Here is a 15,082-nt window from a genome sequence, read left to right as displayed (position 1 = left end):
GCCATGAAGATGAAGACCCTGGCCGCGCTTGCGCTGGCCACCCTGCCGCTGTCCTTCCAGGCCACCGCCGAGGACTGGTATCCCTCCGCCTACGGCGCCGACGACGAGATCGGCGCGGCCAACCTGCTGACCGCGGACGTGGTCAAGCACGCGGTCTCGCTGGTCAGGACCGGCAAGACCTATCCGCTGGCGGTGCCGGTGGACAAGAACCTGCCCGCGTTCCGCCACCGCAGCTTCCGCCTGTACAACGTGCAGGTCGGCCAGCAGGCTGGCAAGTCGCTGGGCCCCAACAGGTTCACCTTCAACGATGAACTGGTGAACGCCTGGACCGGCGTTGGCACCCAGCTCAACGGTATCGGCCATATCGGCATCGACAACGTCTACTACAACGGCAACAAGGCCGCCGACTTCGTCACCGTGGACGGTGTGCGCAAGCTCGGCGTCGAGAAGGTGCCGCCAATGGTCACCCGCGGCGTCGTGCTGGACATGACCGCGTACTACGGCAAGGCGATCGTGCCCGGTGGCACCGAGTTCACCGTGGCCGACATCCAGGCCGTGCTGAAGAAGCAGGGCCTGAGCCTGCGCAAGGGCGACGTGGTGCTGTTCAACACCGGCTGGCTGGAACTGATCGGCAAGGACGACAAACAGTTCCTGGAAGTGGAACCGGGCATCGGCATGGAGGCGGCGAAGTGGCTGGCCGACCAGGGCATCGTCGCCTTCGGTGGCGACACCTGGGCCTCGGAGGTCTACCCGAACCCGGACGGTGCCGAGGAGTTTCCGATCAACCAGTACATGCTGGCCAAGCGCGGCATCTACAACCTGGAGCTGATCGACAGCCGGGCGCTGGTGCGCGACAAGGCCTGGGAATTCCTGTTCGTGCTCGGCCAGCCGCTGTACGTCGGCTCGACCCAGGTGAACATCAACCCGGTGGCGATCCGATGAACACCGCCGCTGACCTTCCCGTGTTCGCCGGCCGCCGCTTCCGCGTCAGCTATGACGGCCTGGCCGCCGACAATGTCTACAGCGCCGATGGCCGCCACGTGCAGTACGCCATCGTCTCCGGCGCCCATGCCGGTGCGCAGGGCGAAGCCGCCTGCGAGTGGCAGCGGATCAGCGACGGGGTCTATGCCATTTCGTGGCAGGAAGCCGATGGCGCTACGGTCGTGCATGTCGACGATTTCGTGGGCGGGCGTTCGCTGGCCTGGTTCACCGCCACCGATGGCAGCTTCCATCGCATGCAGGGGCCGTTGGCAGCGCTGTGATGCCGGCCAGCGGCCGGCACTACCCCCTCCGGTCGGACAGCTTCGCGTGCTGTGTCGGTAGAGCCGGCCGCTGGCCGGCATCCTCGAACGAGTCGAACACTCCGGCCACCCAGTCGATGAACACCCGAAACCGGGGCGACGGCGTGCGATTGCGCGGGTAGACCAGGCTCAACGGACTCGGCGTCGGCGGCGCCTCCGGCAGCAGCTCCACCAGCTGCCGGCGCGCGATATACGGGTCCATCCGGTAGCGCGGTGCCTGGATGATGCCCAGGCCCGCCAGCGCAGCGCCGAGGAACGCATCCGCACCCGACACACGCACCCGCGCCGGCAGCGGCAGGTAGCGCACCTGCCCGCCCTGCTGGAACTCCAGCGGAATCAGCTGGCCGCTGGCGCTGGAGCGGAAGCCGACCATCTGGTGGCCGTCCTGCAGGGCATCGATGCTGCCCGGCACGCCCCTGGCCTGCACGTAGCCAGGCGAGGCGACCGTCACCTCGCGCAGCATCGTCAACCGGCGCGCCGCCAGATCGCTGTCGGCCAGCGTCCCGACCCGCAACGCCGCATCCACGCCTTCGCGCAGCAGATCGACATAGCGGTCGCCTTCGCTGACCTCCAGTTCGATCTCGGGGTAGCGCTGCAGGAATTCCGGCAAGTGCGGGAACAGCAGGTGCCGGCCCAGCGTGCCATGCACTTCAATGCGCAACGGGCCGCGCGGCGGCGCGTCACGGAACGCGGCCTCCGCATCATCCATGTCGGCGATCAGGCGCAGGCAACGGCCATAGAAGGCCTCGCCTTCCAGCGTTGGCACCACCCGCCGCGTGGTCCGGTGCAGCAGGCGCACGCCCAGCCGCTGTTCCAGTGCCTTGATCGCGTCGGTCACCGTGGCCCGTGGCAGGCCGAGGTCTTCGGAGGCCCGGGTGAAGCTGCGGCGCTCGACGATACGGACGAAGGCGCGCATGGCCGTGAAGCGATCCATTGTTCGGTGATCCGGATGATGTTGGCGGATTATGCAGGATTATCCGAACGGGCAATGTCGCGAAGATGGCTCTGCGCCACTCCGGCGTGCCCGACTGGAAGCCACCATGACCCTCTCCCCCGCCCGCCCTGTCGCCCTGGTCACCGGCGGCTCCCGTGGCATCGGCGCCGCCATTTCCCGCCGGCTCGCCGCCGATGGCCACGCTATCGCCATCAACTATTCAGGGCGCCGCGACGACGCCGAAGCGCTGGCGGCCGAACTCAACGCAGCCGGCGCACAGGCCATCGCGCTGCAGGCCGATGTCGCCGATCCGCAGGCGGTGCGGCAGCTGTTCGATGCCATCGAAGACCGCTTCGGCGGCATCGACGTGGTGGTCAACAGCGCGGGCGTACTGCAGCTGGCGCCGCTGGCCGACACCGACGACGCCCTGTTTGATCGGGTGATCGGCATCAACCTCAAGGGCGCCTTCAATGTGCTGCGCGAAAGTGCACGACGGGTGCGCGACGGTGGCCGGTTGATCACCCTGTCCACCAGCGTGGTCGGCATCCGGCTGGAGAACTACAGCGTGTACGCGGCCAGCAAGGCGGCGGTGGAAACGATGGGCGCGATCCTCAGCAAGGAGCTGCGCGGGCGCAACATCACCGTCAACGCGGTGGCGCCGGGCCCGACCGCCACCGACCTGTTCCTGGACGGCAAGTCACCGGAACTGATCGAGCGGTTGGCGAAGATGAATCCTCTGGAGCGGCTGGGTACGCCGGAAGACATCGCCGGCGCGGTGGCGTTCCTGGCCAGTGCCGATGGCGGATGGATCAACGGCCAGGTGCTGCGCGCCAACGGTGGGATGGTCTAGGTCGCGCGGACGGCATCCACGCATGGCGTGGATCTGCTTGGGAAACCGTGGCGGTTGATCGAATCCACGCAGGACGCGAAGCCGGTGTAGAGCCGAGCCCATGCTCGGCTGCTCTTCGCGCGAAGGCCAGATGCAGCCGAGCGCGGGCTCGGCGCTACCGTCAGGTCAGGCGCCATGGGCCTCGCGGCGCTGGTGTACCCAGTAGTACAGCGTGGGCAGTACCAGCAGGGTCAACAGCATCGCCGACAGCAGGCCGCCGATCACCACCACCGCCAGCGGCTTCTGCGTCTCGGCACCAATCGCATGCGAGGTGGCCATCGGCAGCAGGCCGAACATCGCCAGTAGTGCGGTCATCAGCACCGTGCGCAGGCGCTGCAGCGAACCTTGCACCACCGACTGCAGCAGGTCCATGCCCTGCTCGCGCAGCTGGGCGAAGCGACTGAGCATCACCACCCCGTTCAGCACTGCTTGCCCGAACAACGCGATGAAACCGATCGCCGCCGACACCGACAGCGGAATGCCGGTCAGCCACAGGGCCAGGATGCCGCCGATCATCGCCAGTGGCACGTTGGCCAGGATCAGCGCAGCGCTGCTGATGTCCTTGAAGGCATCGAACAGCAGCACGAAGATGATCAGCACCGACAGCGGAATCACCCAGCCCAGCCGCTCCATCGCACGCTGCTGGTTCTCGAACTCGCCAGACCACTCCAGCCGGTAGCCGTCCGGCAGCTGCACGCTGGCGTCCACGCGCTTGCGCATGTCGGCCACCACGCTGCCCATGTCGCGGCCGGCGATGAAGATGCTCACCGCCTTCACCCGCTGTGCGTTCTCACGCGAGATGTTGATCGCGCCACTGGCCATGCGGAACTCGGCCACGTCGGACAGCGTCACGGTGTGGCCATCGCCAATGCCCACCGGCACCGTGCGCAACCGTTGCAGGTCACGGTCGGCGTCGTCCAGGCGCAGCGTGATCGGGAACCTGCGGTCACCTTCCCACAGTTCACCAACCTGGCGCCCGCCCAGTGCGGTCTCGATCACCTCGTCGATGTCGCGCACATTCAGTCCATAGCGTGCCGCACGATCGCGGTCGATCTCGATCTGCAGCTGCGGCAATGAGCCGTCACGATCAATGAAGGCACTCTCTACGCCCTCCACGCCACGCACCTGCCCCAGGATCGCCTGCGCGTGCTGGTTCAGTACATCCAGGTCCGAGCCGCTGACCTTGATCACCACCTGGCCCTTGATCTGCGAGATGCTCTCCAGGATGTTGTCGCGCACCGGCTGCGAGATCGAGAACTCCGGCCCGGGAATCCGCTGCTCCAAGGTGCGCTGCAGATCGCTCACCAGCTGGCGCTTGTCCACGCCCTTCGGCCATTCCTTCTCAGGCTTCAACGCCACCAGCGCCTCGATCTGGTTGGCGCCCTTGGCATCGGATCCGTCTTCCGGGCGCCCCAACTTGGCCACCACGGTCGATACCTGCGGGAAAGTGCCGACCAGCTCACGGATGCGCCGCGACTGCTGCTGCGCCTCGGCCAGGCTGGTGCTCGGGTCGAGCGTGGCGGTCAACCAGATCGAGCCTTCGTCCAGCTCGGGCAGGAACTCCGAACCCAACCGGGTGCCCAATGCCAGCGTGCCGACCAGCAGCGCAACTGCGGTCAGTACCACCGCACGCGGGCGGGCCAATGCACGCTCCAGGATCGGCTTGTACCAGCCGGTCAGGCGGTCCATCAGCGGATTGCCATCGCGCATGCGGTCGCGGCGCAGCCACCAGTAGCAGAACAGTGGCACCACGGTCAGTGCGAGGATCAACGCACCGATCAACGCCGAGGTCACCGAGTACGCCATCGGCGCGAACATTCGGCCCTCCTGGCGCTGCAGGGTGAAGATCGGGATGTGTGCGGCGATGATGATCAGCATCGAGAAGAACGTTGGGCGCCCCACTTCGGAGGCTGCCGAGAGTACGGTAGAGAAGCGCGTCTTCCTGTCAGCGTTCGGCGGCAGCTTCGACAGCCGCGACACGATGTGTTCGGTCACGATCACCGCGCCATCGATGATGATGCCGAAGTCCATCGCACCCAGCGACAACAGGTTGGCCGGTACGCCCCACAGATGCAGGCCAAGGAAGGTCGACAGCAGGGCCAGCGGCATCATCGCCGCCACGATCAGCGCGGCGCGGGCGTTGTACAGGAACAGCCACAGCACCAGGAACACCAGCACTGCGCCTTCCAGCAGGTTGCGGAAGACGGTTTTCAGCGTGGTCGAGACCAGCCACGAGCGGTCGTAGAACGGCTCGATGCTGACACCGGCCGGAAGCTGGTTCGCTTCGATCTCGGCGATGCGCGCATGCAGGGCATCGAGCACGTCGGACGGGTTCTCGCCCTTGCGCATCAGCACCATGCCGAACACCGCATCGTCGTTGTCATCCTGGCCGACCAGGCCCTGCCGGGGCAGGCCGGTATCGGCGATGCCGGCCAGGTCGCGCACCAGGATCGGCGTGCCACTGCGCTGCGCGACCACCACGTTGCCGATGTCGGCCGGCGAACGCATCAGACCGACGCCGCGGATCAGGAACTGCTGCTGGCCGCGTTCCACATAGCCGCCGCCCGCGTTCGAACTCCCCTTCTCCAGCGCCTCGGCGAACTCACCGAGGCTGATGCCGCGGTCACGCAGCTTGTCCAAATCCGGTTTGACCTGGAAGGTGCGCGCAAAGCCACCGAAGCTGATCACATCGGCCACTCCAGGAACGGTGCGCAGGCTACGCTCCATCGTCCATTCCTGCACGGTGCGCAGCTGGGTCGGGGTCAGGTGCGGGCCTTTCAGCACATAGCGGTAGATCTCGCCCACCGCCGAGCTCATCGCCTCCAGCTCCGGGGTCACCCCTTCTGGCAGCTCCACGCCCTGCAGGCGCTCCAGCACCTGCTGGCGTGCGAAGTAGTCATCGGCCTTGTCGTCGAAGGTCAGGATGATCATCGACAGGCCGAACTGGGTGTGCGAGAACACCCGCACCGAATGCGGAATGCCAGACAGCGCCACTTCCAGCGGCATCGTCACCTCGCGCTCGACCTCTTCGGCGGCACGGCCCGGGTGCAGCGACACCACCGTCACCTGGGTGTCGGACACATCCGGGAAGGCTTCCACCGGCAGCACGCGGAACGCGGCGATGCCAGCGCCGATGAACAGCAGCAGCGCCAGCATCACCATCAGCGGCTGGCGCAGGCAATAGGCAATCAGGCGATCGATCATGGCGCGGCGCGCCCCGTGCCGGTGCTGACGGCTGCCGGCGCGCTGTCCACCAGCTGTTGCAGCAGCAGGCCACCCTCGACGACCACTCTGCTGCCCGGCGCCAGGCCTTCACGCACCCACAGGCGGCCGTCACCCAGCTCCTCGGCGTGCACCGCGTGGCGCACGAAGCGGCCCTTGCCTTCCTCCACGAACACCACCTGCTTTCCGTCGATCAGCAACACCGCGGCGTCGGGCAGCGAGACACCGCCCTCGGACGGCAACGCCACCTGGGCGCGCACGTACTGCCCGGCCTTGAAGCCACGTGCGCGGTTGTCCAGCTCGGCACGCGCCTGCACCACCCGGCGTTCGCTGTCGATGAAGTCATCCACGTGCTGCAGGGTCGCCTGCAGCGGCTGTCCATCGGCGCCGGGCACGCTCACCTGCATGCCGGCCTTCAACCGCCCTGCCAGGCTTTCAGGAACATCCAGCAGCAGCCACAGGCGGTCCGGATCGCCGATCACTGCCAATGGCTGCTCGCTGTCGGGACTGACCGACATGCCCGGATTCATCCGCCGCTCCACCAGCACGCCATCGATGGGGGCGCGCAGCGGCAGGAGCTGGTCCACGCGCTGGCCATTGCCATAGGCCCGGGCGAATGCAGTCGCGCGCGCATGATCGGCCTGGCTGCCGGCAAAGCTCGCTTCGGCTTCATCCAGTTCACGGCCCGACGCCACACCCGCGGCGTGCAGCTCGCGGGTGCGCTCCAGCTCCTTGCGTGCCTGCTGCAGTTCGGCACGGCCACGCGCGCCCTCGGCCTGGGCCTGGCCGAACTCCGGCGAGGTGATCCAGGCGATCACCTGCCCTGCCTTCACTCTCTGCCCCGGCTGCGCCTCGATGCGCGCCACCTGACCCGGCAACGGCGTGCGCAGTGCACTGGAGCGTGTCTCGTCCCAGGCCACCCGGCCCGGCAGCTGCAGGCTGGCGCTGGCGCCGGCGGTCACCGCCTCGCTGCGCAGCACGTCCAGCTGGCGGCTGCCGGCTGGAAACTGGATCTGGCCGGCACTGACCTGCGGCGCGTCCTCGGTATACGACGCCGGTTCGCGGCCGCAGCCGCCCAGCAGGGCCAGCGCCAGCAGGGCCGGCAGCACGGCATGTCGCGCACGCAGGCGACGGGCGACGGTGGACTTCATCGGGACTCTCCTTCAACAACGGATGTGGCCGCTTCCCAGCGCGCCAGGGCAATGGCATGGTCGGCACGCGCTTCGATCAGCGCGGCCTCGAATTCGCGCCAGCTGCGGCGCGCATCCAGCAGATCGGTCAGGCTGGCGGCGCCGCGCCGGTAGGCCAGTTCGATGCCCTGTACCGCCTTGCGCGCAGCGTCGGACTGCAGTCCTTCGTAGTCGCTGCGGCGCTGCGCGGCGGACTGCGCGCTGGCCTGCAGCAGGTCAAGTTCGGCGCGCGCTTCGCGCTGCAGCACCTGCAGTTCCAGCGCCGCACTATCACGGTCGGCCTCGGCACGCTGCATCGCGCCGCGTGCACGCGATGGGCCACCGAGTGGAATGGTCAACGACACGCCCCAGGTCACACCGCTGATGTCGGTCGGCTCGCGTTCGGCTTCCACACCCAGCTGGACATCGCGATGGCGCTCGCTGCGCGCCAGTGCTACACCGGCATCGGCCGCGGCCAGGCGCGAACGCGCTGCGCGCAGATCGGCACGCTGCTGCGGATCGAACGCGCGCGTTGCGGCAACGCCTGCGAGGTCCGGCCAGGGATCATCGGCGCTGAGGTCACCGCTGTCGTCACGCCCGAGCAGGAGGCCCAGCGCATGCCGTGCATCGCGCAGATCCAGGGCCGCCTCGCGCGCCGCGTCGGCCACCGCCAGATCGTCCACCGCCAGCCGCGCGCGGTCGACCGGCGCCATCGCCCCGGTGGCAACCTGCTTGTCGGCTGCCGCCATCTGTTCGGCCGAACTCTGGCGGTTGGCCTCGGCAATCTGCACCCGCTCCTGCGCGCGCTTCAGGCCGAAGTAGGCCTCATGCAGCGCCACCTGCTGGCGACGCCGCGCATCGAGCATCTCCAGCCCGGCCACCTCCAGCAGCGCATCGGCCTGGCGGATACGCAACGCGCGCTTGCCACCGCGTTCCCAGGTCCAGCCCAGGCCCACGGTGCTGTCCATCCGCTTGTCCTGCCAGCGGCCCGGGCCGACGCCGTGCCTGGGGCTGAGCTTGCTGGTGCCGATCGACAGCTCGGTCGCTGGACGCAGCGCCGCCGTCTGCGCGTCGCCCTGCACGCCACGCAGCGCCAGTGCCGCCACACGCAGGTCCGGGTTGTGTGCTTCCATGGCGCGCTGCGCCTCCTGCAGGGAAAGCGCCGACGCCGCAGGTGCGCACAGGAGGGCGGCCAACACAGCCGCAAGGCAAGGGAAGAAGTTCATGCGCGTCACGGTAAGGTGACGCACTTGCGCCAAACTTGCCCCAACCTTGCACGAAGCTTGCAATGCGAATCCTGCTGATCGAAGACGACGCCGCCCTGGCCGATGGACTGATCCGTGCCCTGCAGGGCGCGGGTCATCTGTGCGACCACCTCTCGCGCGGGCTGCATGCACCCGCTGCACTGGCCAGCGCGCCATATGACGTGATGGTGCTCGACCTTTCATTGCCCGACGTCGATGGCCTCGACCTGCTCTCGCGCCTGCGCAACGACGGTGTCACCCTGCCGGTGCTGATCCTCACGGCGCGCGATGGCGTGGAGGACCGCATCCTCGGCCTCGACCGGGGTGGCGACGACTATCTCGCCAAGCCATTTGCACTGGGGGAACTGGAAGCCCGCCTGCGTGCGCTGTCGCGTCGCCGCAGCGATGCACCGGCGCAGAAGCGGTTGGGCCGTTTGTGCTTCGACAGCATCCGCAATGAGGCGCAGGTGGACGGCCAGCGCATCGAACTGACCGCCCGCGAGCTGTCGCTGGTCGAAGCACTGATGCAGCATCCCGGCCGCACCGTCACCAAGCAGCGCCTGTTCGACGCTTTGTACAGCTGGGACCACGAGGCCAGCTTGTCGGTGATCGAAGTGCATGTCAGTCGCCTGCGCCGCAAGCTGGAACACGCGCGTGCCGGCGTCGGCATCCGCATGCTGCGTGGCCTGGGTTATCGCCTGGAGGCCAGCGGTGACTGAGCGCGTGCACAGCCTGCGGAGCCTGCTGCTGCGCCGCCTGTGGCTGCCGCTGCTGGTGCTGCTGATGTGCAGCGCGGTGGGTTCCTTCGCGCTGGCGCGCTTCTACGCCGGTCAGGTCTATGACCGCTGGCTGCTGGACTCGGCGATGTCCCTGTCCGAGCTGGTGACGGTACAGGAGGGTCATGCATCAATCGAGATCACGCCCGCGGTGTCACGTATGTTCAGCTGGGACACCGCCGACGAAGTGCATGGCGAAGTGGTCGATGCTGCGGGTGGACGCTTATATGGCGACTTGGCCGAAGCGCTGCCGCGCCCGGCCACCGCCGCATCAAGCGACGACGCGGTTTATTACGATGCGCGCCTGCGCGGGCAGCCGGTGCGCATGGTCGAAGTCCTCGTCAGTGCCGGACCGGGCCACGATATCCGGCTGCGCGTAGCCGAGACGCTGCGCAAGCGCCACCGGCTGGAGCGCAAGCTGCTGCTGACCAGCATCCCGTTCCAGGCTGCGATCCTCACGCTTGCCGCGTGGCTGGCCTGGTCCGGGACCGGCGCGGCCGCACGCCATGCCAACCAGGTGGCGCGGCGCTTGGCCAGCCCCCGCCCGGACCCACTGGCGCCCCTGGAACCCGCGCAGGAGGCGCCACGCGAGCTGTGGCCGGCGGTGGAGGCCTACAACGCGCTGTTGCAACGACTGGACGCCATGCAGGCCGCGCAACGGCGCTTCGTCAGCAATGCCGCGCACCAGCTGCGCACGCCGCTGGCGGCAATGCAGGTGGAGCTGGAGAGCTCACTCCGCCACCAGGATCCGCAGGCCCAGCAGCTGGCGTTGTCCGGCACGCTGGCCGGGCTGGCACGGCTGCAGCACCTGGTCAACCAGCTGCTGATGCTCAGCCGCTCGGAAGATCCACAGGGCAGCGCACTGCCGCTGCAGCCTCTGGATCTGGCCGCGCTGGCGCGTGGCGTGGTCGAGCGCTACGCTGACCGTGCGTTGGCTGCGGGCGTGGACCTGGGTTACGACGGACCCGACGACGGCGTGCAGCTACAGGGCGATGCGCAGTTGCTGCGCGAGGTGTTGGGCAACCTGCTGGACAACGCGCTGCGCTACGGCGCCACGCCCGGAGTCATCACCCTCGGCGTTCGGCAGGGAACCGACGGCGTGCAGGTATGGGTGGACGATGACGGCGCCGGCATCGCCGAAGCCGAACGCGCGCGCGTCACAGAACGCTTCTACCGGGCCAGCAGCGAGGGCGACGGCTGCGGGCTCGGACTGGCGATTGTGGCCGAGATCGCGCAACGGCATGGCGCGACCTTGATGATTGATACCGCCCCGATCGGCGGTGCGCGGGTGGGGTTGCGGTTCCGATGAGCGCTGTTGAACCGCCCTTGTAGAGCCGAGCCCATGCTCGGCTGCTCCTGGCACGATGCCTGAGCCGAGCATGGGCTCGGCTCCACAGGTTCCTGGTCACCCGTGAAGCGTGCCGACCAAGGTCGGCACCTACCGAGTGCGCGTCACCGGCTCATCGAATAGGGCGCCTGCGCGCCCTGCCCCGGCCAGTCCTTGTTCGGCTCGGCCTGCATGCTGAAGCGCAGTTCGCCACCGGCCAGGATCTCGTCGTGGCGCAGGAAGGTACGCTGCAGCGGCTTGCCGTTCAACGTCACGCTGCCCACATACGTGTGCGCGTCATCCAGCCCCTCGGCCACGATGGTGAACGTCTTGCCGTTCGGCAGACGAATCGCGGTCCTGGGCAGGAACGGACGGCCCAGGATGTACTCGCCCGAGCCCGGTGCCACCGGGTAGAAGCCCAGCGCGGTGAACACATACCACGCCGACATCTGGCCGACGTCATCGTTGCCGGCCAGGCCATCGGGACGGTCGGCATACTGGGTATCCATGATCTGCTTCAGCCGCGCCTGGGTGCGCCACGGCTGGCCGGCGTACGAATACAGGTAGGCCACGTGGTGGCTGGGCTCGTTGCCGTGCGCATACCAGCCGATCAGGCCGGTGATGTCTTCCATGTGCTCGAAGATCGATGGATCCACCTTGGCGTTGAACACCTCGTCCAGGCGCGCGAGCAGCTTGTCGCTGCCCCCGTGCGCGGCGGCCAGGCCAGCGACGTCCTGCGGCACGTACCACGAATACTGCCATGCGTTGCCCTCGGTATAGTCGGTGCCGTAGCCGCTGGCGCTGGGGTCGAAGGGCGTGCGGAAACTGCCATCGCGCTTGCGCGCGCGCATGAAGCCGGTGTCCTTGTCGAAGGCATTGCGCCAGTTGCCTGCGCGCTTGTCGAAGGTCGCCGCGATATCGGCCTTGCCCATGGCCTGCGCCATGCGTGCGATGGTCCAGTCGTCGAAGGCGTACTCCAGCGTCTTGCTGGCCGCTTCACCTTCCTCGTCGATCGGCACATAGCCCAGCTCACGGTACTGCGCGATGCCGTCGTAAGGGCCGTAATTGGCGGTCTCGACCATTGCCTTCAGCGCCTTGTCGGCATCGAAGCCACGAATGCCCTTCACGTAGGCATCGGCGATCACCGGCACGGCGTGGTAGCCGATCATGCACCAGTCCTCCAGGCCGTGGAACGACCACACCGGCAGCATGCCGTAGGGGCTGTGCTCGTGGTGGGCCAGCATGGAGTTGATGAAGTCGCTGTTGCGCTTTCCCGGCTGCACCAAGGTCAGCAGCGGGTGCAACGCGCGGTAGGTGTCCCACAGCGAGAACGTCGAATAGTGCGTGAAGCCATCGGCCTTGTGCACGGCATTGTCCGCGCCGCGGTACTGGCCATCGGCATCCATGAACAGCGTCGGCCCCAGCATCGTGTGGTACAGCGCGGTATAGGCACTGCGCCGCGCATGTTCCGGCGCGTCAATGTCCAGCACGGACAGTGCCTGCGTCCACTCCTGCTTCGCCTGTGCACGCACGCGGTCGAAATCGAAGTCGGCCACTTCCGCGTCGAGGTTGGCGATGGCACCGGCTTCACTGACCGGCGAGATCGCCACCTTCACCACCAGCGGTGCATCGAGCTTGCCGAAAGCGAACGTACCAACCAGCTGACGACCCTCGATCTGGGCGCGCTGTGCCGGGTCCTTTTCGCCCGGCGGCGGAAAGCCCTTGTAGACGATGTCCTGCTCGGTGTTGTGCAGCTCATGCCCGGCCAGCGGGCGTGAGAAGCGCATCGCAAAGTACAGCTGGCGGCCCGGCGCCCAGCCTCGGGTTTCGCGGAAGCCGGTCACCGTGCCATCGGCGCGCACCCGCACCCGCGACCACAGCACCTTGCCCGGGTAGTCGTACATGCTGGTACGCATGTCCAGCAGCACCTTGGCGTCGGTGCCCTTGGGGAAGGCATAGCGGTGCACGCCCACGCGCGCACTGGTGGTCAGTTCGGCGCGCACCTTGTAGTCATCCAGGGTGACCGCGTAGTAGCCCGGCTCGGCCTTCTCGTCAGCGTGGCGAAAGCGTGAGGCATAGCCGCTGCGCGGCTTCTCCGGATCGCCGCGCTCCAGGCCCGGATTGCCGGTGAACGGCATCAGCAGGATGTCGCCCAGGTCTGAATGACCGGTGCCGGAGAAATGCGTATGCGAGAAGCCGACGATGCTGCTGTCGTCATAGCGGTAGCCCGCCGCCCAGCCATAGGCCTTTTCACGCGGCTGGATACGCGTGTCCGGGCTGAGCTGGACCATGCCGAACGGCACCGTGGCCCCCGGGTAGGTATGGCCCTCGCCACCGGTGCCGATGAACGGATCGACCGAGGCGTATGCCTTGTCGGCGGCGGTTCTGGCTGGGGCCGCACTGGCCAGGCCGGAAGCGAACATCGCCGTGGCGGCGACAGCGATCAGGAGACGACGGTCCAGCGTGGGCATCGGCATTTGGATCGATTCAGGTGGTGGTCAGAGAGTAGCACCGGCCCTGCCCTGTCGCATGCTGCAGTGCGGCCGCCGGAACCGGCACGATGATTTGCACATAATTGCATGGCCGGACGACGAATCGCCTCATAGGCTTCCGGCTTCCCGCTTCCAGATCGGTGCCAATACGGCAGTGGATCTCCACACATGCACTTCTGAAAAACCGCGCCTTCGGAGCGGGACAAAGCGAGACGAACCATCAATTGGTGCGCAGCGCCTCGATCTGCCCAGAATGGCGCCGCAGCGGACATCCCGCTGCCGGGATTGGAACCCCCGAAAAGAAGGACAGAGATAGCTCGTCGTAACTGCGGCGGGCGCTGCGTGTGGCCGTCAGGCCCTCCGGTTTTCTCTGTTCCTTCCGGGAGTTCCAAGCACGCATCGCCCGCCACCCTTGCGGTGGCCCTCGCTTCCCAAGGAGTTTCCGCATGAAACACACGCGTCCGCTCAGCCCGGCCATGGAATCGCTGTTCCAGCGTATCGAACATGCCCTCAACAGTGCCGAAGGCATGGCCATCCTCATCGGCGAGCAGTGCGGCCCCGAGCCGAAGCCACCCGCACCGATGGGCTACAACGCCAAAGAGATCGCCGACGCGATGGTCATGCTGAGCCAGCATGGTCGGTCGTTGCTGCAGAAGCCGCGTGCGGAAGCGGAAAAGGTGACCTATCACTAGACCGCGACGCAGCCGAACCTGCTCGGCGCCGTGCTCACCGCACGCAGCGATTGCTGCCCTCAGCCCGGCAATGCGCCCTGCAAGGTGGCGAGGTCGGCGCTGTCGATCGGCCTCACCACCCGCGCCACCTCCTGGCCGTCATGCAACAGCACCACGGTGGGCCACAGTTTTACGTTGAAAGCACGCCCCAGCGGCTTTCCCTTGCCATCCTCGATCTTCCAATGCACCGGATCGTGGGCGTCGACAAGCGCCTGGAGTGCGGGCTGCGCGGCCTGGCAGTGACCACACCAGGGTGCACCGAACTCGAGCAGCAGCCAGCACGCCTGCGCGTCCACGTCCGCGCCAGCGGGCTCCGCCGCCAGGTAGTCACGCATGAACGGCATGCCGGTTACGCCGCCAACGCTTTCTGGATATCCGCCAGCGGGGCGTTTGTCAGGTCCTTGGCAATGTCGCCCAGCAGGCGGGCCTGGACCTCCTTGTGCAGCAGCGGGCGGATACGGCCCAGCGTGGTGGGGTCTGCCACCAGCACCAGGTGTGCAAAGCGGTTGTTGAGCGCATCTTCGTTCAACTGCTCCGCCACCTGCTTGGCGAACGTCGCCTCGTTGAGCTGCGAAATGGACATGTCTTTCGGCACCGCACCGGCCGGCCCCTGCCCGGAGACACCCTGCTCGCTGATGTCCTGCAGGCGCAGTTCGCCTTCCTGCTTCAACGCCAGTTGATGTTCGTTGCCGACGTTGGTGAACACGCGGGCCGAACCACCATCGGCGACGATGATCAGCGTACCTTCGGGAATGCGACGGGTCATGCGATGCTCCTTCTCGATTGCGTTCAGCGCTACCGTAGACAGCGTTGCGTGAGCGCTGCGGCCAGAGTTCGTTCAACGCATGTCAGTGCACGCTGCGCGGATGAACAGGCGTGATGGAACACAGCGTGCAGATCAGGCCGCTTCTCTGCATGCTCACGCCGATGCCGTTATGATGAACGGATGATCGACACGACCCACTACGTGACGGGCGCACCTGTTACGTGGAAAGCA

The 15,082-nt window shown here is 67.2% G+C and carries 13 protein-coding genes; 6 read left to right on the top strand and 7 right to left on the bottom strand.

The genetic code is table 11. The annotated features are described in order from the left end of the window. Positions 1 to 3 precede the first annotated feature (3 nt). Both N5E02_RS02160 and N5E02_RS02155 read left to right on the top strand, forming a co-directional pair. Positions 4 to 942 carry a cyclase family protein gene (locus N5E02_RS02160; protein WP_111176457.1) on the top strand — a complete coding sequence of 313 codons (939 nt, stop codon included), beginning with the start codon at positions 4 to 6 and terminating at the stop codon, positions 940 to 942. Next, the gene (locus N5E02_RS02155) at positions 939 to 1,262 is read left to right on the top strand and encodes an adenylate cyclase (protein ID WP_065177703.1); all 324 of its coding nucleotides are present in this window, start codon (positions 939 to 941) and stop codon (positions 1,260 to 1,262) included. The genes N5E02_RS02160 and N5E02_RS02155 overlap by 4 nt, the downstream gene beginning before the upstream one ends. A gap of 19 nt (positions 1,263 to 1,281) precedes the next feature. Here the strand turns inward: N5E02_RS02155 and N5E02_RS02150 are convergent, their stop codons facing one another. Beyond that, complete coding sequence (locus tag N5E02_RS02150; RefSeq protein WP_164229105.1) at positions 1,282 to 2,235, bottom strand: LysR family transcriptional regulator; 954 nt, start codon at positions 2,233 to 2,235, stop codon at positions 1,282 to 1,284. 106 nt (positions 2,236 to 2,341) lie between these two features. On the opposite strand from N5E02_RS02150, the gene N5E02_RS02145 reads away from it, so the two are divergent. After that, positions 2,342 to 3,085, top strand: a complete 744-nt coding sequence (locus N5E02_RS02145; protein WP_188238535.1) for an SDR family oxidoreductase — start codon at positions 2,342 to 2,344, stop codon at positions 3,083 to 3,085. Between the two features lie 165 nt (positions 3,086 to 3,250). Here the strand turns inward: N5E02_RS02145 and N5E02_RS02140 are convergent, their stop codons facing one another. The 3 genes from N5E02_RS02140 to N5E02_RS02130 are packed head-to-tail and all read right to left on the bottom strand — an operon-like array spanning position 3,251 to position 8,741. Next, complete coding sequence (locus tag N5E02_RS02140; protein WP_188238534.1) at positions 3,251 to 6,328, bottom strand: CusA/CzcA family heavy metal efflux RND transporter; 3,078 nt, start codon at positions 6,326 to 6,328, stop codon at positions 3,251 to 3,253. Beyond that, the gene (locus tag N5E02_RS02135) at positions 6,325 to 7,497 is read right to left on the bottom strand and encodes an efflux RND transporter periplasmic adaptor subunit (protein ID WP_164092811.1); all 1,173 of its coding nucleotides are present in this window, start codon (positions 7,495 to 7,497) and stop codon (positions 6,325 to 6,327) included. The genes N5E02_RS02140 and N5E02_RS02135 overlap by 4 nt, the downstream gene beginning before the upstream one ends. Then, positions 7,494 to 8,741, bottom strand: a complete 1,248-nt coding sequence (locus tag N5E02_RS02130; protein WP_065177698.1) for a TolC family protein — start codon at positions 8,739 to 8,741, stop codon at positions 7,494 to 7,496. Before N5E02_RS02130 ends, N5E02_RS02135 begins: the two co-directional genes overlap by 4 nt. 62 nt (positions 8,742 to 8,803) lie before the next feature. On the opposite strand from N5E02_RS02130, the gene N5E02_RS02125 reads away from it, so the two are divergent. Continuing rightward, positions 8,804 to 9,478, top strand: a complete 675-nt coding sequence (locus N5E02_RS02125) for a response regulator (RefSeq protein ID WP_065177697.1) — start codon at positions 8,804 to 8,806, stop codon at positions 9,476 to 9,478. Next, a complete protein-coding gene (locus tag N5E02_RS02120; protein WP_279945786.1) occupies positions 9,471 to 10,844 on the top strand; it encodes a sensor histidine kinase in 1,374 nt (457 codons plus the stop codon). Before N5E02_RS02125 ends, N5E02_RS02120 begins: the two co-directional genes overlap by 8 nt. Positions 10,845 to 10,987: 143 nt before the next feature. Here the strand turns inward: N5E02_RS02120 and N5E02_RS02115 are convergent, their stop codons facing one another. Further along, positions 10,988 to 13,339 carry a GH92 family glycosyl hydrolase gene (locus tag N5E02_RS02115; RefSeq protein ID WP_188238533.1) on the bottom strand — a complete coding sequence of 784 codons (2,352 nt, stop codon included), beginning with the start codon at positions 13,337 to 13,339 and terminating at the stop codon, positions 10,988 to 10,990. Between the two features lie 461 nt (positions 13,340 to 13,800). Between N5E02_RS02115 and N5E02_RS02110 the strand changes: the two genes are divergently transcribed. After that, positions 13,801 to 14,046 carry a hypothetical protein gene (locus N5E02_RS02110; RefSeq protein ID WP_188238532.1) on the top strand — a complete coding sequence of 82 codons (246 nt, stop codon included), beginning with the start codon at positions 13,801 to 13,803 and terminating at the stop codon, positions 14,044 to 14,046. A gap of 59 nt (positions 14,047 to 14,105) precedes the next feature. On the opposite strand, the gene N5E02_RS02105 is transcribed toward N5E02_RS02110, so the two are convergent. After that, positions 14,106 to 14,429 (bottom strand): thioredoxin family protein, encoded by a 324-nt coding sequence (locus N5E02_RS02105; protein ID WP_188238531.1) that lies wholly within the window; start codon positions 14,427 to 14,429, stop codon positions 14,106 to 14,108. Positions 14,430 to 14,434: 5 nt separating this feature from the next. After that, positions 14,435 to 14,851 carry a host attachment family protein gene (locus N5E02_RS02100; protein WP_065177692.1) on the bottom strand — a complete coding sequence of 139 codons (417 nt, stop codon included), beginning with the start codon at positions 14,849 to 14,851 and terminating at the stop codon, positions 14,435 to 14,437. Positions 14,852 to 15,082: the final 231 nt, after the last annotated feature.

The organism is Stenotrophomonas sp. GD03777, assembly GCF_029842485.1.
GTDB classification, from domain to species: domain Bacteria; phylum Pseudomonadota; class Gammaproteobacteria; order Xanthomonadales; family Xanthomonadaceae; genus Stenotrophomonas; species Stenotrophomonas sepilia.
Note: the sequence above shows the minus strand (reverse complement) of the source record. Positions and strands in the feature narration are given on the sequence as shown.